Origin of the sequence: Haematobacter genomosp. 1 (genome assembly GCF_002196855.1) — a bacterium.
Lineage (GTDB): Bacteria > Pseudomonadota > Alphaproteobacteria > Rhodobacterales > Rhodobacteraceae > Haematobacter.
Genome location: NZ_NIPW01000010.1, coordinates 73414 through 92465, shown reverse-complemented (window position 1 = coordinate 92465; position 19052 = coordinate 73414). Strand labels below are relative to the sequence as shown.

At 69.1% G+C, this 19052-nt stretch carries 11 protein-coding genes; 5 read left to right on the top strand and 6 right to left on the bottom strand.

Features of this window, described 5'->3' with window-relative positions; all coding sequences use genetic code 11:
* Positions 1–49 precede the first annotated feature (49 nt).
* Positions 50–886: an aldo/keto reductase gene (locus CDV49_RS06715; RefSeq protein ID WP_088215026.1), complete on the top strand. Its 837-nt coding sequence runs from the start codon at positions 50–52 to the stop codon at positions 884–886.
* 23 nt (positions 887–909) lie between these two features.
* On the opposite strand, the gene CDV49_RS06710 is transcribed toward CDV49_RS06715, so the two are convergent.
* The gene (locus CDV49_RS06710; RefSeq protein WP_088214792.1) at positions 910–2238 is read right to left on the bottom strand and encodes a dicarboxylate/amino acid:cation symporter; all 1329 of its coding nucleotides are present in this window, start codon (positions 2236–2238) and stop codon (positions 910–912) included.
* 784 nt (positions 2239–3022) lie between these two features.
* Between CDV49_RS06710 and CDV49_RS06705 the strand changes: the two genes are divergently transcribed.
* Together CDV49_RS06705 and pbpC are read left to right on the top strand one after the other, a co-directional pair.
* Positions 3023–8449, top strand: a complete 5427-nt coding sequence (locus CDV49_RS06705) for an alpha-2-macroglobulin family protein (protein WP_088214791.1) — start codon at positions 3023–3025, stop codon at positions 8447–8449.
* Positions 8449–10485 carry a penicillin-binding protein 1C gene (pbpC, locus tag CDV49_RS06700; protein WP_088214790.1) on the top strand — a complete coding sequence of 679 codons (2037 nt, stop codon included), beginning with the start codon at positions 8449–8451 and terminating at the stop codon, positions 10483–10485. Before CDV49_RS06705 ends, pbpC begins: the two co-directional genes overlap by 1 nt.
* A gap of 18 nt (positions 10486–10503) precedes the next feature.
* Here pbpC and CDV49_RS06695 read toward each other — a convergent pair whose 3' ends face one another.
* Entirely contained in the window at positions 10504–10854 is a 351-nt protein-coding gene (locus tag CDV49_RS06695; RefSeq protein ID WP_088215025.1) for a DUF2794 domain-containing protein, read from the bottom strand.
* A gap of 868 nt (positions 10855–11722) precedes the next feature.
* Positions 11723–12370: a carbonic anhydrase gene (locus CDV49_RS06690; RefSeq protein WP_088214789.1), complete on the bottom strand. Its 648-nt coding sequence runs from the start codon at positions 12368–12370 to the stop codon at positions 11723–11725.
* Positions 12371–13402: 1032 nt separating this feature from the next.
* On the opposite strand from CDV49_RS06690, the gene CDV49_RS06685 reads away from it, so the two are divergent.
* Positions 13403–14785 carry a leucyl aminopeptidase family protein gene (locus tag CDV49_RS06685; RefSeq protein ID WP_088214788.1) on the top strand — a complete coding sequence of 461 codons (1383 nt, stop codon included), beginning with the start codon at positions 13403–13405 and terminating at the stop codon, positions 14783–14785.
* The gene (locus CDV49_RS06680; RefSeq protein ID WP_088214787.1) at positions 14782–15633 is read left to right on the top strand and encodes a C40 family peptidase; all 852 of its coding nucleotides are present in this window, start codon (positions 14782–14784) and stop codon (positions 15631–15633) included. The genes CDV49_RS06685 and CDV49_RS06680 overlap by 4 nt, the downstream gene beginning before the upstream one ends.
* An 857-nt stretch (positions 15634–16490) precedes the next feature.
* Here the strand turns inward: CDV49_RS06680 and CDV49_RS06675 are convergent.
* The 3 genes from CDV49_RS06675 to CDV49_RS06665 all read right to left on the bottom strand — a co-directional run bounded on the left by CDV49_RS06675 (position 16491) and on the right by CDV49_RS06665 (position 19003).
* The gene (locus tag CDV49_RS06675) at positions 16491–17666 is read right to left on the bottom strand and encodes an acetyl-CoA C-acyltransferase family protein (protein ID WP_088214786.1); all 1176 of its coding nucleotides are present in this window, start codon (positions 17664–17666) and stop codon (positions 16491–16493) included.
* 71 nt (positions 17667–17737) lie between these two features.
* Positions 17738–18475 (bottom strand): metallophosphoesterase, encoded by a 738-nt coding sequence (locus CDV49_RS06670; RefSeq protein WP_088215024.1) that lies wholly within the window; start codon positions 18473–18475, stop codon positions 17738–17740.
* A 24-nt stretch (positions 18476–18499) separates the two neighbouring features.
* Positions 18500–19003 carry a hypothetical protein gene (locus CDV49_RS06665; RefSeq protein WP_088214785.1) on the bottom strand — a complete coding sequence of 168 codons (504 nt, stop codon included), beginning with the start codon at positions 19001–19003 and terminating at the stop codon, positions 18500–18502.
* Positions 19004–19052 lie beyond the last annotated feature (49 nt).

Here is a 19052-nt window from a genome sequence, read left to right as displayed (position 1 = left end):
GAACCTTAACGGGACGGCGCGCATTGTTCCCGTGCAGAAGGAGACGCAGATGAACGAACGCGACATACGCTTCCCCGACCGGGAAGAGGTAGCCCCGCTTGGCCAGGGCACCTGGATGATGGGGGAAGACCCGTCCCGCCGGGCCGAGGAGATCGCCACGCTGCGGAGGGGTCTGGATCTCGGCCTCACGCTGATCGACACGGCCGAGATGTATGGCGACGGCGCGTCGGAGGAGATGGTAGGCGAGGCGATCCGCGGCCGGCGGGAGGAAGTGTTTCTCGTCTCCAAGGCCTATCCCCAGAACGCCTCCGAAGCCCGTCTGCCGGATGCCTGCCGCGGGAGCCTCAAGCGGCTCGGGACGGACCGGCTGGACCTTTACCTGCTTCACTGGCGGGGGGGCGTGCCGCTGGGCGAGACGGTGATCGCCATGGAGCGGCTGAAGCGGGACGGGCTGATCCGAAGCTGGGGGGTCAGCAATCTCGATACCGATGACATGGAGGAGCTGCTGGCAGCGGATGGTTTCGGCTGGCAGACCGATCAGGTGCTCTACAACCTCACCCGGCGCGGGGTGGAGTGGGATCTGCTGCCGTGGCTGTCCTCCCGCGGGATACCGGCAATGGCCTATAGCCCGATCGAACAGGGACGGCTTCTTGATCACCCGGAATTCACGTTGCTCGCCGAGAGCCTCTCCCTCTCGCCCGCGCGCCTCGCGCTGGCATGGCTGCTGGAACGGCCGGGCATCATTCCCATCCCGAAGGCAGGGAGCGTGGCACATGTGGAGGACAATGCGGGCGCGCTCGAAGTCAGGCTGGATGAGGAGACACGGACCTTCCTTGATACGCTGTTCCCGCCGCCCACCCATCGGACCGCGCTGGAGATGATCTAACCTCCGTCCTTCCCTGCCGTCCATCACCTCTGGCCGTCACGGCCCGCAGTCTCTGCTCTCCGCCGGGGCGCGATCTCGCCCTGCCAGCGGGCGACCGTCGCTGTGGCAAGGCCGTTGCCGATCACATTGGTGGTGGTGCGGCCCATGTCGAGGATCTGGTCTATGCCGAGAATGAGAAGCACGCCCTCCGCCGGGAGGCCGAACATCGGCGACACCGCCGCGACGACCACCAGTGACGCCCGCGGCACACCCGCGATCCCCTTTGACGCGAGCATCATCACCAGCAGCATGATGACCTGCTGGCTGAAGGTCATCTCGATCCCATAGGCCTGCGCGATGAACAGCGCGGCAAAGGTCTGGTACATCATCGACCCGTCGAGATTGAAGGAATAGCCGAGCGGCAGGACAAATCCCGTCACCCGCCCGCTCACCCCGAACGCCTCGAGCTGGCTCACGGTTTTGGGATAGGCCGCCTCGCTCGACGCGGTGGAGAAGGCGACGAGCATCGGCTCCTTCAGCAACGACAGCAGATGGAACACGCTCGGCCCCAGAAACAGCCGGCCCGCACCGATCAGACAGGCCCAGAGCAGCAAGAGAGCGAGATAGAACCCGCCGATGAACCGGCCGTAGTCGATCAGCACCCCCAATCCCTGCACCGTCACCACCGCCGCCATGGCAGCAAAGACGGCCAGCGGCGCAAGGCGCATGACGTAGCCCGTGACGATGAACATCGCCGCGGCGACGGCATCGGCAAGCGCGAGTATCGGGGCGGCCCTTTCCCGGGGCAGCGCCCCCACGGCAAGACCGAAGAACACCGCGAAAACGAGGATCTGGAGCACCTCGTTTCCCGACATCGCCGCGACGATGCTGTCGGGAAACACATGGGTAAAGAACTGCCCGAGGCTCAGCGAATTCGTTTCAATGCCCTCAGCGCTACGGCCTGCCGGCAGGGGCAGGTTCAGGCCCGCCCCCGGGCGCACGATATTCGCCATCACCAGCCCGATCAGCAGCGAAACGAGGGAAGCCGTGACAAACCAGCCCATGGCCCTGAGCGCCAGCCCGCCCACCGCCTTGGCATCGCCGAGACTGGCGATACCCGACACGATGGTCGAAAGGACAAGCGGCGCGATGATCATCTTGATGAGCCGCAGAAAGATGGTCGTCACGATGCTGAACCGCCCCGCGATGGCCTCCGCCATTTCGGGGCTTGCCGCCTGCGCATGGCACCAGCCGCCGACGGCGACGCCCAGAACCAGCGCCACCGCGATCCAGAGCGCGAGGTGACTTTTCCTCCCCTCGGACTTTTGGCCGGCACCCGGTGCCGCGCTTGCGGGTTTCGTCACTCCGGCCATGCACTTCCCCCGGCCATGTCCTTCCCTCGCCGCAGACCCCTTAACAGGTTCCCAAAAAGCATTACGCGGTTGCCCATGGGCGGAGATCTTCTCCGCCTTGCTGAACAGCACCACGGAAGCCGCGAGTTTTGGCTCATGACCGGACCGATTTCTGGCTTTCAACGCAAGCTCAAGTAGGAGCCCGGCTTTTCAGCGGCCTGTTCACAAAGGTATCGCGCGGGTCGCAAAGGCCAAGTTGCGGCGAGGAAAAGGCATGCCCGCCCCCGCGCCGCGCCGAGCGGTCACTGGCCCGTGCTTAGATTTCCTCGCGGATCAGCCGGATGGAACCCCGTCGGGCTCTCCCGGAAAGCGGCCTGCAGGCCCAGCGTCGCGACTGTTCCTGACCCCTACCAAAGGCGATCTTCAGAAGCCCATGCCTTCCGAACGACCGGTCTTCGGCCAATACCGCCCGCCAGCGCCATCGCCGCAACGAGGTATCGAGCGCCCCGCATCATGGCAGGGCCCGCCACTCATCAACCACGCATCAGCCACCCGGATGCGGTCTGCCGCCCCCCCGGGGCGGACCGCAACGGCTGCGCCCAACCTCGACCGCGGGTGTCGTCCATGTCAGCGACACAGACCTTTGCCCCGGCCGCAACCAGGTCACGACACGGGAATTTGCACGGAAGCGGGCGCCCGTGGTTGTCAGGCCAGCGGCTTCCCCTATCCTTGAACAATCGCACGGGGTGCCACCCCCGACGCAACATCGCCCAGCAGATCGCCCAACGGCAACCGGAGAAGTGTCATGCGTTTGTCTTTCGGCCTTCTCTCGGCGCTGGTCTTCATGGCGGGCACAACCATGCTCCCCGCACAGGATATGGTGCCCGAACGGCGCATGGCGCTCACCAGCGGGCAGGACATTCCGGGCGGCGATATCCGCCAGATTTTCGGCACCACGCTCGATGCCTGCGCACGCGCCTGTCTGGCTGATACCCGCTGTGTGGCCATGACCTTCAATGCCCGGTCGGGCGCCTGTTTTCCAAAGTCCGCCGCCGGCCCGGCCTCGCCCTATTCCGGTGCGGTCTCCGGCCCGGTCATCACGCTTTCTGCCGCCGCGCGAAGCCGGGGCGCTGCGCGGGCGACGGAGCTTGCGGCCTTCCTGACCCCTGATGATCTGACAGAGGCCCGGTCACGCGCCGCCGCTTTCGCCGCGCGCCACCCGGCAGAGGGCCGCGCGCTCCCCACGCTGCGGGACGAGGAGGAGACCGCGCGCGCCGCAGGCCAGTGGCAGACGGCCGCGGACCTCGCTGCGCAGGCGATCACCCTCACCGATGACAGCGGGGACTGGACCCGCTACGCCCTGCTCACCCGCCGCGCCGCGCTTGCCCCGGAGGCGGAGGATCGCTGGGGTGGCTTGCAGGAGTCTCTCTCCGCCGCGATCAACGCCTATCTCCGGGCGGAGACCCCTCCTGCCCGCGCGGCATCCCTGACGGAACTCGCCGCGACGCTGGAGCCGATGGGCCGGGGGCGTGACATGATCCCGGCGCTGCGGCTGGCCCAGACGCTGGCGGCGCGCCCCGAAACCGCCGCAACGCTGGACGAGGCCATCGGCAAATACGGCTTCCGCCTGACCGATACGCAGATCGACACCGCCACCGACCGGCCCCGGATCTGCGCCGTCTTTTCCGAGCCGCTGGCCCCCGCCGGAGTGGATTATGCGCCTTTCGTCCGCCTGCCCGATCCCGCGCTTTCGGTGGAGACGACGGGCCAGCAGATCTGCATCGGCGGTGTCCGGCATGGCGATCGTTACACCCTGACCTTCCGGCGCGGCCTGCCCTCCGCGCGGGGCGAGGTGCTCCGTGCCGATACGCCGCTCACCGCCTATGTGCGCGACCGCAGCCCCGCCGCGTGGTTTCCGGGACGCGCCTATGTGCTGCCCCGGACGGGAGAGGCGGCGCTTCCGGTGACGACGGTGAACGCGGGCCGGCTCGACCTCGTCCTTTCCCGCGTCAGCGACAGGACACTCGTCCGCGCGATGCAGGAGCAGATCTTCGCAACCCCCCTGCCACCCTGGCGGATCGAGGATTTCGACGCGCAGCTTGCCCAGGAGATCTGGCGCGGCACGGCAGAGGTGCCCGCCCCCCTGAACCGGGAGATCACCACCCGCCTGCCGCTCGCTGCGGCCGGGCCGCTGGAGCCGGGCGTCTATGTCCTTCGCGCCACCGTCGCGGATACGGCAGACAGCGACACACCCCGGCCGCAGCAATGGTTCGTCATAAGCGATATCGGTGTGACCAGCATGACCGGCGCGGACGGGCTGACGGTCTTTGCCCAGAGCCTTGGCACGGCGGAGCCACTGGCCGGGGTACAGGTCTCGCTCCTTTCGCAGGGCAATGCCGTGCTCGCGGCAACGGAGACGGATGACACGGGCCGTGCCGCCTTTGCCCTGCCTCTGCTGCGCGGAGCAGGCGCGGGGGCGCCGGCGCTTCTCACGCTCCGTCGGGGGGAAGACCTTTCGTTCCTGTCGCTGACGGAGCCGGAGTTCGACCTGTCGGACAGGGGTGTTGCAGGCCGGGAGGCGCCGCCGCCGATCGACGTGTTCGTGACGACGGAGAGAGGCGTCTATCGGCCCGGCGAGACGGTGAACGTCACCGCGCTCGCGCGGAACGACAGGGCGGCGGCGGAAACCGCGCTGCCGCTCACGCTCCGCCTGACGCGCCCCGACGGGGTGGAATATACGCTGCAGACCGGCGCGGACCTGGGCGCCGGGGGCCATGTCTGGTCCGCTCCGCTCGGCCCGGACGCGGCACGCGGGTTGTGGCGGCTCGACATTCTGGCCGAGGCGGATCGCCCGCTGGCCAGCCGGACCTTCCTCGTCGAGGATTTCCTGCCCGAGCGGATCGACGTGACGCTGACGCTTGCCCGGACCCCGCTGCGGCTCGGCGCGGTGGCGGAGGGAAGCGTGGCCGCGCGTTATCTCTTCGGGCCGCCCGCGCCCGATCTGGCGGTGGAGGGGGAGGTGCGGCTCCGCGCAGCCTCTTCGCTTGCCGATTGGCCGGGCTATCGCTTCGGACTGCAGGATGACCCTTTCGCGCCGCAGATGGCTCCGCTCCCCTCCGGCCTTCGCACCGGGCCGGACGGAACCCTGCCGCTCACCCTCACCCTGCCGCCGGTCGATCTGCCCCCTGCCCGGCCGCTGGAGGCGGAGATCGTCCTGCGCGTCGCCGAAGGCTCTGGCCGGCCGGTGGAGCGGCGGACGGTCGCCCCGGTCCTGCCCGGAACGCCGGTCATCGGCATCCGCCCCGCGAGCGAAGGCCCGGTGCCGGAGGGCGGCGAGGCCCGGTTCGATGTCATCGCGCTGGACCCGGCGCTCACCCGTGCTGACCTGCCCGTCCGCTGGACGCTGGAGCGGGTGGAGACGCGCTACCAATGGTTCAATCTCGACAGCGCATGGAACTGGCAACCCGTGACCACCCGCGCACGTGTGGCGGAGGGGGAGGCGCGGATCCCGGCCGATGCCCCGCTCGCCCTTGCTCCCCGTGTGGACTGGGGCCATTACGAGCTGCGGGTGGAGGCGGCGGATGGCACCCCGGTGGGAAGCTCTGTCGGCTTCGACGCGGGCTGGTACGGCGCGGTGGAGGGCAGCGGCACCCCGGACCGGCTGGAGGTCTCGCTGGATCGGGAGAGCTACAGCCCCGGCGACACCGCGCATTTCCGCATCACCTCGCGGGAGGGCGGGCAGGCGCTGGTGACCGTGCTGGCCAACCGGGTGATCGCGAGCCGGGCGGTCACCGTGCCCGCGGGCGGTGCCGTGGTCGATCTCGCCGTGACGGAGGACTGGGGCACCGGCGCCTATGTGACGGCCTCGCTCCTCCGCCCGCTGGACAAGGCGGCGGGCCACAACCCGGCCCGTGCGATGGGCCTCGCCCATGCCGCCATCGCGCCGGGAGCCAGGCGGCTCGTCGCGCGCTTCGACATGCCCGCCAGCGCCGATCCCCGTGCCCCGATGGAGGCGGTGCTCCGGGTGGATGGCGCGGGGTCCGGCACTTACGCCACCATCGCAGCGGTCGATCTGGGCATCCTGAACCTCACCGGTTTCACGCCGCCCGACCCGGAGGGGCACTATTTCGGCCAGCAGCGGCTGGGCGTGGGCATCCGCGATATCTACGGCCGCCTCATCGACGGGCTGAGCGGCGCGCCCGGCACCGTGCGCTCGGGCGGCGATGCGGGCGCACAATCGCGTATGCAGGGAGAGCCGCCCGCAGGTGCGCCGGTTTCCTTCTTCTCCGGCCCGCTCCCCGTGGAGGAGGGCGTCGTACGGGCCAGCTTCGACCTGCCCGCCTTCAACGGCACGGTGCGGCTCATGGCGGTGGTCTGGTCGGACAGCGCTGTCGGGCAGGCCACTGCGGATGTCACCGTGCGCGACCCCGTGGTGGTGGAAGCAAGCGCCCCCCGCGTGCTCGCTCCGGGGGATGAGAGCCGGCTGCTCCTCCGCTTCACCCATGCGGGAGGGGCGGCGGGGCGGATGCCGCTTGCCGTCACGGCGAGCGGGCTGACGCTCTCCGCGCCGGTTCCCGAGGCGATCGAACTGACGGAAGGCGGCACGGCCGAGGTGGCGCTTCCCCTCTCCGCTCTCGCGCCGGGCGAGGCGCGGATCGCCGTCGCCCTCACCACGCCCGACGGCCGCAGGCTCACGCAGGACGTGGCGATCCCCGTCCGCCGCAACGACCCGATGGTCAGCGAGACGCGCCGCATCGCCCTCGACCCCGGCCAGACGCTCCGCTTCGACCGCGACCTTTTCGCCAACTACGTTCCCGGCACGGGGAGGGCCACGCTCGCGGTGGGGCCACAGGCGCGGCTCGATGTGCCGGGGCTGTTGAGGCTTCTGGCCGATTACCCCTATGCCTGCACGGAGCAGACGGCGTCCCGCCTGCTGCCGCTGCTCTACTTCACCGATACGCTCGCGGGGATGGGCCTGCCGCCTGCGGAGGATGCGACGCGGAAGGCTGTTGCCCGCATCCTCGCGAACCAGTCGGCCAGCGGCGGTTTCGGTCTGTGGCAGGCGGGATCGGGCGATCTCTGGCTCGATGCCTATGCGACCGATGTCTTGCTCCGCACCAGGGAACAGGGCGGCACCGTGCCGGAGCGGGCGCTGACCAGCGCGCTCGACAACCTGCGCAACCAGCTTTCCTTCGCCCCCGACTTCGATACCGGGGGCGGGCCCTGGGCCTATGCGATGCTCGTGCTGACCCGCGCGGCCCGCGCACCGGTGGACGATCTGCGCTACTATGCGGATGTGAAGGCGGCGGCCTTCGACACGCCGCTCGCGGCGGCCCAGCTTGGCGCGGCCCTTGCCACGATCGGGGACCAGCCCCGCGCGGACCGGCTGTTCACGCAGGCCGGCAAGGCCGCGCTGGAGCGCCTCACCGCACCCGGCAGACGCACGGGACGGGATGACTACGGCTCGGACCGGCGCGACGCGGCGGGGGTGGTGGCGCTTGCCGCCGAGGCGGGCAGTCGCGCGGCCCCCCTCGACCTGATCATCGCAAGGCTGGGAGAGGATGCGACCGGCTCCGCCTCCACACAGGAGGCCGCATGGACCTTGCTGGCCGCCCACGCGCTCTCGGCGGAAGGGGCGCAAGACATCACCATCAATGGCGCTCCGGCCTCCGGCAGCGCTGCTCAGGCGCTGTCCGATGATGACGCTGCGGCGCCCGTCAGCGTCAGCAACACCGGCAGAACGGCGAGCCTGCTCACCCTCACCACCTTCGGCGTGCCCGCGGTGGCGGAGCCCGCGGGCGGCCAAGGCTATGCGATCACCCGCCGCTACACCACTCTCTCGGGAGAGCCGGTGGAAGGCCCGATTGCCCCCGGAACGCGGCTGGTCGCGGTGCTGGAGGTGACGCCGACCGAAACGGTCCCCGCGCGTCTTGTCATCGACGATCCCCTGCCCGGAGGGCTGGAGATCGACAACCCGAACCTGCTCCGCGCGAGCGATCTCTCCCAGCTCGACTGGCTGCAACCGACAGAAACCGTTGCCCATGCGGAGTTTCGGGAGGACCGCTTCGTCGCACAGATCGACAGCGACGGGGTGGAGGTGCTGCGCCTTGCCTATATCCTTCGCGCGGTGACTCCGGGCCGCTATCATCATCCTGCCGCCAGCGTGGCCGACATGTACCGGCCCGACTACCGCGCCGTGACCGCGACCGGCGTGGCCGAGGTCGGCCCCTGATGAAACGGCTGGCCCGCCTGATCCTCGCCCTTGTGGTGATCGCGGGCCTTTCTGCTGGCGGGCGGGATGCGTTCGACGGCTGGATCGACGGGACGGTGCTGCCGCCGCTGACCGTCGCCACCGGGGTGGAGGTGGTCGCGCGGGATGGCACGCTCCTGCGTCCCTACACGGTCGCAGACGGCATATGGCGGCTTTCCGCCAGCGCGGCGCAGGTGGATCCGGCCTATCTCGCGATGCTGCGCGCCTTCGAGGACAAGAGGTTCGACAGCCATTCGGGCGTCGATCTCCGCGCGCTGATCCGGGCGGGAGGCGAGTCCCTCCGCGCGGGGCGGATCGTCTCCGGCGGCTCGACCCTCACCATGCAGGTGGCTCGCCTGCTGGAAAACAGCGGCACGGGCGCATGGCCCGGGAAGTTCCGCCAGATCCGCGTGGCGCTCGCACTGGAGCGGCGGTTGAGCAAGGCGGAGATCATGAGCCTTTACCTCGACCTCGCGCCGTTCGGGGGCAATATCGAAGGGGTGCGCGCCGCCTCTCTCACCTATTTCGGCAAGGAGCCACGCCGCCTGACCGCCGCAGAGGCGGCCTTGCTGGTGGCGCTTCCGCAGGCTCCCACCCTCCGCCGTCCCGACCGCAACCCGCAGGCCGCGCGTATCGGGCGTGACAACGTGCTCCGCCGTGCCGCCGGGGCCGGATTGCTGACGCCTGCCGCGCTGGCGGAGGCGCTGGCCGCCCCCGTTCCGTCCGCGCGGCTGCCCTTCCCCGCCCATGCGCCCCATCTGGCGGACCGGATGGTCGCGGCGGAACCCGGTGTCTCGCCGCTCCGCCTGACCATCGACGCACCGTTGCAGATCGCGATGGAGAGCCTCGCCGCCCGCGCCGTCGCGCCGCGGGGCGACAGGGTGTCTGCGGCCATCGTGATCGCCGATCATGGCACGGGCGAGATCCTCTCCTCCGTCGGGGCAGCAGCCTTTGGCGCCGAGGACCGGCAGGGCTACATCGACATGACGCTCGCCGCCCGCTCCCCCGGATCCACGCTCAAGCCCTTGATCTACGGGGTGGCCTTCGACGCGGGACTCGCCCATCCCGAGACCTTGATGGAGGACCAGCCCACCCGGTTCGGCACCTATGCGCCCCAGAACTTCGATCGGCAGTTTCACGGCACCGTCCGCGCCCGGGAGGCGTTGCAGATGTCGCTGAACATTCCCGCCGTTGCGCTGACCGAGGCGCTCGGCCCCGCCCGCCTCCTCGCCGCCCTGAAGCGCGCGGGGCTGGAGCCGAGCTTTGCCGGGGCGGAGCCGGGGCTGGCGATCGCGCTCGGCGGGATCGGACTCTCGCTGGAGGATATGGCCCAGCTTTATGCAGCCCTGGCCCGCGGCGGCGTGGCGCTCCGCCTTTCCGCCCTCCCCGGACAGGCCGGGACGCTGCAACGTGTGCTCAGCCCGCAGGCGGCATGGCAGGTGGGCGACATCCTCTCCGGTCTCGCGCCGCCGCCCGGTGCACCCGCGAACCGGCTGGCCTACAAGACCGGCACCTCCTACGGGCACCGCGATGCCTGGGCGATCGGCTATGACGGGCGCACCGTGATCGCGGTGTGGATGGGCAGGCCGGACGGCACGCCGGTGCCCGGCGCCTTCGGCGGGGAGTTCGCGGCCCCCGTGCTGTTCGAGGCCTTCTCTCTCATGAAGCCGCAGCTCGACCCGCTGCCGCTGCCGCCGCCGGCCACGCTGCTCCTGCCGACGGCGGATCTCCCGCTTCCGCTCCAACGGTTTCGCCCCCCGCAGGCCGCGCGTCGCGATGGCCCCGTTCTCTCCTTCCCGCCGGAAGGTGCGGTGGTGGAGCCGCTGGACGGCCATGTCGCCGCGCGGGTGGAACGCGGTCAGCCGCCGTTCACATGGCTCCGGGATGGCAGGCCCATCGTGAAACAGGGGAGCGGGCGGGAGTTGCTGCTGCCGCTGGATGGCCCCGGGACCTTCAGGCTGTCGGTGATCGACGGTCAGGGACGGTCTGCGGCGGTGACGTTCAGCGTGCCGCGCTGAGGCTCACGCTACGCAAGATCACTCCACCGCGCGGATGAGCTTGCGTTCCAGAACCTGCAAGACCTGACGCAGATCGTGCCCCCGCTTCAGGATCTGCCCGTCCATGCCGATCACGGCATACATGCCCTGCCGCCCCCGCAGGCGCGGCCGTTTCTCGATGCGGTAGAGCGGATGTTCCGCCGTGCGCCGAAAGACGGAAAACACCGCCACTTCGCGCAGGAAGGACAGCCCGTAATCCCGCCATTCGCCCGCCGCCACCATTCGCCCGTAAAGCGACAGGATCGTGCCGAGCTCCATCCGGTCGAAGCTCACCTGCTCCGGTACGAAGCTGGGCTGGCCGGTCGGAAAGGGAGGGATCTGCGCCGTCATTCTGGAAAGGTGTGTCGGAAACCGTCGCAAATCAAGCACTGTCATGGGCAGGTGGGAAAGAACGACGTCAGCCCGTGACGGTTCAGGACAGCGGGGGCGGGAAATCTCGCTCCGTTCCATCAGCTTCAGCCAGAGGACCGGCACCATCGGTATCTAACCGGCTGCTGAAAAAGTCAGGCACCTACCCAGGCTTGCGCCGAAAGCCATAAAATCTCCCCGGTCACGCGCCAAAACTGGCGGTTTCCGGGGCACACTCAAGCGTGCGGGAAAGATCCCCGTCTCAGGGGAGTCGTGGAATGCTTTTTCAGCAGCCTGCTAAACCCTAGCATCTCACGCCGGAAGCATCGGCCGCAAGGATCGAACCCTGTGCCATAGGTTGCTCGGCCCTGTCGCCGACATGTTCGCCTTGACGCAACGGCTCCGCCTAGCATTGCATCTGCGTAAACAGCGTTGGAAACCCTGCAAGTATCACGATCATACCGTGGTCAAGGGAACCCGCGGGGAACGCGATCACATCCTGGCTAAAAGCTGCGGGATCAACCGCTTCCGTGGCTTTCTCCTCAACCGGGAGCCCCACCGCGCGGACATGTCTCTCTCTGGCGGCTCGGTCGAAGCCAGTTCGCTCGCACGCTGGCCTGTCGCGAGAAATCCCTCGCAGCACGGCTTTCCGACCGACCTGGATCAACCCGCGCCGGTTGCGAGGAGCGGCCCCATCGCAGCGCGCCCATCGCTGCCCAGAGCGCGCTGCCTGCAGCTTCCGGGTGACCAGGGTGTCAGGGCCGGCGGCAACTCAGCAGGACATCCGCTTCGCGGTCTGCCGAAGCGCCCCACGGGCCGCATGGCACACCACATCCGGCCGTCCTGACCGTCAGACGGCGTTCCAGCTCTCGGTCGTCGAATCGTAGCTCTCCAGACCGCCCTCGCCGATGTCGTTCCATACGCCATGGAGAGAGAGCCTCCCCTCCTCCACCGCCGCCGTGACGAAGGGAAAGCCCAGGAGGTTTTCGATGCCAGTCAGAACGGCCAGCTTCTCCAGCGCGGGAACGCGCTCGGGTTCGGGCAAGTCCAGCACCTTGGCATAGGCGGGGCGGAGAATGTCCATCCAGCGTCCGACAAAGCTCGTCTTCTCCTCAAGCTGCGGGGCATGGCCCGCGCACATGTCGTAACACCCCTGCACTCCGCCACAGCGGGAATGCCCCATGACGATCAGATTGGCGACGCGCAGCGTCTCCACCGCATATTCGACGGCAGCGGAGGTGCCGTGATGATCCCCGTCGGGCGCATACGGCGGCACGAGATTCGCCACATTGCGGTGGATGAACAGCTCGCCCGAATCCGCGCCGAAGATGGAGGCAACATCCACCCGGCTGTCGCAGCAGGCGATGACCATGGCGCGGGGCCGCTGGCCGTCTTCCGCCAGACGGCGATACCAGTTGTGGTTGTCCTCCCAGATCGTCGCTCTCCAGCCGTGATAGCGTTGCACGAGGTAACCGGGCAGAGGGCGGATCGGCAGCATCGGGGTTCTCCTTTGACGAAGCGGGCGGACTCCATCCTCTTTCGCGGTGAAGTGCAACCCCCGAGCTTTCGGCATCGCGACGGCGGGCTTCGGAGCGCAGGCAGGGAGCGCCACGGGCGTGAGCGGAGCAGCTGCAATCGCGCCACCTAACCTGACACCTGGCAGGCTGCTGGAAAGTGCTGAAGTGTCATGGCCATGTGCCGGAAATCGGAAAATCGGCCCGGAAGCGCCCGGAAGCGCCCGGAAGCGCCCGGAAGTATATAGATTTCCGGCTGCATTTCGTCAGATGGCGAACGATTTCCGCGCCAACACAGGCCCAAGAAGCCTTTTTTCAGCAGCCTGCTAAGCGCTTTGCACCCGGGCAAGGCTCCATCGGATGCCACCAGCGCGTCTGGCTGGACGATAACGCCCTCACCTGCGATCCCTGCCCCGGGCGGCCGACCCGCGGCAAAGCCGATATCCTCCGCACGGGCATGCTCTGGACTGCGAGGCGCCATTCGCTCGGGGCCGTTTTGGGGCGGACACCGGCCACCCCATAGGCCCGCGCTCAAACGCTCCCTGTCAGCCCGGCGTTCCACCCGTGCATTCGGACGCGTCACCGCCTTGTCCACCACTTCGGTGGCGTTCGCGCCTTTTCCCCCCATTCGACCTCTTTCGGCACGGCATCTTTTCGGCCTGCCGCTCCGAGTACCTGAGAGCGGATACGCCCATGTCCCCGCATGCCGCGCCCGGTGAGGCGGGTTGCGGGAGGCAGGCTGCGAAAGCCCCCCGGCGTCACCATCACGGGTTTCCGAACGCCGATCCGGCTCTCCTGTTCTGCCGCCGCGTGCCGCCGTGTGCCGGGGCAGGTCGCGGCAGGTCGGGGCCAATCTTCGTGCCGTTAAGGATTTCCACGGATCGGCTCTGTCGAACGTCATGCCCTCTCCGCTCTCCGCCCCGGGCCAAAGCACCTCGTGACGCCGGGGTTTGCTCTCCCGGAAATGAGGTTTAGGCTCACCCGCAGAGTCGCAGCAGACTGACACCGGAGCACCCATGAGCCAGACCTTCGCCGCCGATGATGGCGCCGCCCTGCCGCTTCACCTCGTGGAGCAGGCGGCCTTCCGCGACTGGCTGGGGCAACAGCCCGCCCCGGTGGCCGCCTGGCTGACGGCAACAGGATTCGAGGGGCGTCTCGGCGATCTGCGGCTCCTGCCGGGGGCGGATGGCGCGCCCCTTGGCGCGGTGCTCGGCCTTGGCGATGCGGCGGGCCGGAAGCGCGGGCGCTTTGCCGTGGCCCGCGCGGTGCCGCACCTGCCCGCAAGGGTCTGGAAACTGGAAGGGCTCGCGCCCGAGATGGCAGAGGAAGCGGCGCTCGGCTGGCTTTTTGCGGGCTACAGCTTCGACCGCTACCGCCCGAAGAAGCCTCTGGCCGACAAGCCGCGCCTCGTCGCACCCGCGGGCATCGACGCGGCCCGGCTGGAGACGCTGGCTGCCAGCGAAACCATGGTCCGCGATCTCATCAATACGCCCGCCTCCGACATGGGGCCGGAGGAGCTTGAGCTGGCCTTCCTTGCCATGGCCGAACCCTTCCGCGCACAGACCCGCGTGATCCGGGGGGAGGAGCTTCTGACGGAGAACTTCCCCATGATCCACGCCGTGGGCCGCGCCAGCCCGCGGGCACCGCGGCTGCTCGATCTGCGCTGGGGCGAGCGGGGGCCGAAGCTCACGCTCGTCGGCAAGGGGGTGTGCTTCGATACCGGGGGGCTGGACCTGAAGCCCTCCTCCTCCATGCTGCTGATGAAGAAGGACATGGGCGGCGCGGCGAACGTCATGGGGCTGGCGCGCTCGATCATGACGCTCGGCCTGCCGGTGCAGCTTCGCGTCCTCGTCCCTGCGGTGGAGAACGCGGTCGGCGGCGCGGCCTTCCGCCCGAAGGACATCCTCAGCTCCCGCAAGGGGCTGACGGTAGAAGTCAACAATACCGATGCGGAGGGGCGGCTCGTGCTCGCCGACGCGCTGGCGCTGGCGGATGAGGAGCAGCCCGATCTGGTCATCTCCATGGCGACGCTGACCGGGGCCGCGCGGGTGGCGCTGGGGCCGGATGTGCCGCCCTTCTTCACCGATGACGACGCGCTTGCCGCCGCGCTCACCGCCGCGGGGGGGCGCGTGGCCGACCCGCTCTGGCGCCTGCCCTTCTGGGAGCCTTATGAGGAGATGATCGAACCCGGCATTGCCGATCTGGACAACGCCCCCTCCGGCGGCATGGCGGGCGCGATCACCGCGGCGCTGTTCCTCCGCCGCTTCGTCGCCGCACGCTATGCCCATTTCGACATCTACGGCTGGCAGCCAGCCGCCGCGCCCGCGCGCACGAAGGGCGGCACCGGTCAGGCGGGCCGCGCCATCCTCTCCGCCCTGCCGGAGGTTCTGTCGCTGTGAGCGATCCCCGCCTTACTCCCGCCAACGGCCGCGTAGCGCTTGAGTCGCTGCGCGGCATCGTACCCGCCGAACGTTATGTGGCGGGGGAGCCGCTCCGGGTGATCCGCACCGCCGCCGACCTGCTGGACGCGCCGGGCGGCATCAGGAACCGGCAGATGATCTTTGGAGAGACGTTCCTTGTCATCGACCGGCAGGAGGGCCATGCCTTCGGTCAGTCCGGGCGCGACGGCTATGTCGGCTGGATGCGGGAGGAGGCTCTGGGGCAACCCGCAGGGCAGGCGACCCACCGCGTCGCGACCCCCGCCACCCATGCCTACTGGCACCCCGACATCAAGCGGGGCGAGGCGAGGCTCCTCTCCCTCGGCAGCCGGCTTCATGTGGTGGACGAACGCGGCGCCTTTGCCGAGACGACGGACGGCTGGTTCGTGCCCCGCAGTCACCTGCGCCCCGCCGACACGCTGGAGCCTGACCCGGTCGATGTGGCGGAGCGGCTGCTCGGCACACCCTATCTCTGGGGCGGCAACAGCCGAGAGGGGATCGACTGCTCCGGCCTCGTGCAGCTCGCGCTCCGTTCCGCCGGGATCGCCTGCCCCGGGGACAGCGATCTGCAACGAGAGGCCGCGAGCGAGGCGATGGGCGCGGAACTGCCGCCCGGAACCCCCTTGCGGCGTGGCGATCTGGTGTTCTGGACAGGGCATGTCGCGATGGTGGCGGACGCGGGGCGGCTTGTTCACGCCAACGGCCACGCCATGGCGGTGGTCCATGAGGGCATCGAGGCCGCCTTCGCGCGCATCTTGGCCAGCGACGGCCTGCCGGTCAGAAAATTGCGCCGTCCCACCCTGCCCTGACCGCCGCCTTTCGCTCCTGCAAAAAGCAGCACTGCACGTTTCACCAGCCGTTTGTCACGGACGTTCCGACCTCATACACAGGCCGTCAAAACGCCACGGCGCGGCTCCGTGCGGAAGGCTGGTCGGGAAGATACCCCGCCCTGACCGCTGGTGGATTGCGCTCCTGAAAGAGGCGGCACCGCATACTTCACCCGCCGCTGTCGCGAAGAGGTCCACCCCAGAGGCAGGCCGCTGAACCGTCACGACCCGGCTCTGCGTGGAGGGCAGGTTGGGAAGCTGCCTTGCCTTGACCGCCGCTGGATTGCGCTCTTGAAAGAGGCGGCACCTCACAAGCTGCTGAAAAAGGCTTTTTGGCCTCTGTTGGAGGGGGAATCGTTCGCAATCTGACCAAATCCAGCCGGAAATCTGGCCGCTGAACCGTCGTGACCCGGCTCCGTGCGGAAGGGCAAGGAAACTGCGCCCCCTGCTCGTACCGCGCCTCACGCCCATGAAAAGGGCGGCGCCGCATCGGGCTTCGCCCCCCGACAGCGCGCGACAGGCCCGGTGGAGTTACGGGCGGCCGAAGCGCCACGACCCCGCCCCGGGAGAAGGCCTGGAAGTCAGCCCGCTGACCTGCCGGAAGGGCCCGCTGACCCGCCGAAAGGGCCCGGATTCCCGACGGTGTTGTCTGGCGTCCCGACGGCTTTTCCCCGGACGCAGGTCGGGATACCTCCGCCGTATCCGGGTTGCGTTCCTGCGGCATGGGTTTCCCCAAACGTAGGTCGGGTCCCCCGTCAATGCGCGCCCATGCGGTGGAGATGCGGGGGCGGTCCTCCACCCCCGCCGCTCCCGCTCCGATCCGGCCCGCCGCGTTCGGCTCAGATGGCTTCAAGCGCGATGGCGATGCCCTGCCCGCCGCCGATGCACATGGTGACGAGCGCGCGCCGTCCGCCCGTCCGCTCCAGCTCCGCCAGCGCCTTCAGCGTGATGATCGCGCCCGTGGCGCCCACCGGATGGCCAAGCGCGATCGCACCGCCGTTCGGGTTCACCTTCGACGCATCGAAGCCCAGACCGTCGGACACGGCCAGCGCCTGCGAGGCAAAGGCTTCGTTCGACTCGATCACATCGAAATCGCCCGCCGTCAGCCCGGTGCGCTCCATCAGCGCCCTTACCGCCGGGATCGGGCCAAGGCCCATCACCTCGGGCCGCACCCCCGCATGGGCATAGCCCAACACGCGCGCCCGCGGTTTCAGCCCGGCCTTCTCCGCCGCTTCCGCCCGCGCCAGCACGATGGACGCCGCGCCGTCGTTGATGCCGGAGGCGTTGCCCGCCGTCACCGTGCCATCCTTGCGGAAGGCGGGGCGCAGGGCGGCAAGCCCCTCGCCGCTCGTGGCTTTCGGGTGTTCATCGGTGTCGAACACCGTCGTGCCCTTGCGGGTGACGATCTCCACCGGCACGATCTGTCCTTTGAACCTGCCCTCGGCGATGGCGCGGGCAGCGCGGGTCTGGCTCTCCAGCGCGAAGGCGTCCTGCGCCTCGCGCGTGATGCCGCATTCCGCCGCCACATTCTCCGCCGTGACCCCCATGTGGCCGGTGCCGAACGGGCAGTTCAGCGCGCCGAGCATCATGTCCACCGCGTTCACGTCGCCCATCTTCTGGCCCCAGCGGGCGTCCTTGAGGATGTAGGGCGCGCGGCTCATCACCTCCACGCCGCCCGCCAGCGCGAAATCGGCATCCCCCAGCATCAGCGCCTGCGCGGCGGAGACGATGGCCTGCGCGCCGGAGCCGCAGAGCCGGTTCACGTTCATCGCGGGCACCGTGTCCGGCACACCGGCATCGATGGCGCTCACACGGCTGACATACATGTCGCGCGGTTCGGTGTTGATGACATGGCCATAGACCACGTGGCCGATCTGCCCGGGCTCCACGCCCGATCGCTCCAGCGCGGCCCTGGCCGTCAGCGCGCCGAGCGCGGTGGGCACGAAACCGGAAAGCGAGCCGCCAAAGCCGCCGATAGCAGTCCGCGCACCGTCGAGGATCACGATATCCGTCATATTTCCCTCCCGGAAATCTCCTAGGTCCGGGCGGCAGTTGTGCATGGCGGCGGGGTTACTGCAAGGTATCGTCAGTAGGGCGGACGCAGCGGCACACGCCCCTCATCGGTCAGGATGAACGCATCCCGCCCCTCGAAGACCGCAGCGGTGATCGGCCTGCCATAGCCTGCCCCGGTATCGAGATTGACCCGGTTGCCGTGGTGGGTGGCCGCATCAAGCGCGGTGTGGCCATGCACGATCAGGGCGCCGTGGTTGCGCGTATCCTCAAGGAAAGGCGAGCGGATCCAGACAAGATCATCCTCCGCCTGCGCATCGAGCGGCACGCCCGGCCGCACGCCCGCATGGACGAACATCAGATCACCCCGACGGTAGGACGTGGGCAGTCCGGCAAGGAACTCCCGATGCGCCTCGGGCACGCGGTGAAGCGCGTCAGCCTGTATCTGCGCCACCTCCCGCCCCTCCGTGCCGACCCCGTAGGAGGCCAGCGTATCGAGTCCTCCCAGCGCGGGAGCAAGCCACGTATAGCGATCGGACAGGCCCGGATCACGCCGCGCGGGATCCTCCATGAACCCCGCGAACATGCGGTCGTGATTGCCTTTCAGCACCACCCACGGCTCTCCCGCCGCGATGCCCTCCGACAGCAGGTCGATCACGCCCGCGGTATCGGGCCCGCGGTCCACCAGATCGCCCAGATGCACGACGGGCGCATCCTGATCGCCGGTCCGCGCGCGATCCTCCGCGATCAACCGGTGGGCGCGGCGCAGCTCGTCGATATAGCCATGGATGTCGCCGATGGCGTAGGTGCGTATCATGGTCGCGTCATCGCTCCGGGATCACGCCCTGCCGACCCGGATCGCCAGCGCCAGACGGTCCAGCGTGGCGCGTTCCTCGGGGCTTACCGGCTCGCCGCCGAAGCCGAGGAAGCCGCCCTCCGTCGCCGCCTCCGCCACCTGCCGCGCTATTTCGATGAGCCAGCGGCCGAAGCCGGGGGCTTCATCGGGCAGTTTCACCGTGGCGAGCAGCATGAGCCGCTCCACCTCCGCCACGATGTCCTCCACGATTTCCGGCGGCTTGCGGTTGCGCACCTCCGCCCGCAGAATTTCGGTGACCACCTGACGCTCATCCGCGCTGTCATAGGCGGCAACCACCGCTGCGATCAGGTCGTTGTCCTCGGGATTGGCCTTGGCGCGGCGGAGCTCGCTCGCCATGGCGGCGCTTTCCTTGATCGCACCCCACAGCCCGCTGGGATCCGCCGCCGTGACCGCTACGCCAACGAGCATGGGCAGCGCGGTGATGCGCTCCCAGTCGCGGCTCTCGAAATGTTCCTTCACGGTCATGTCCTGTCTCCGTCAGCGAATATCGTCCGCCCGGTCAGCGACCGGGGGA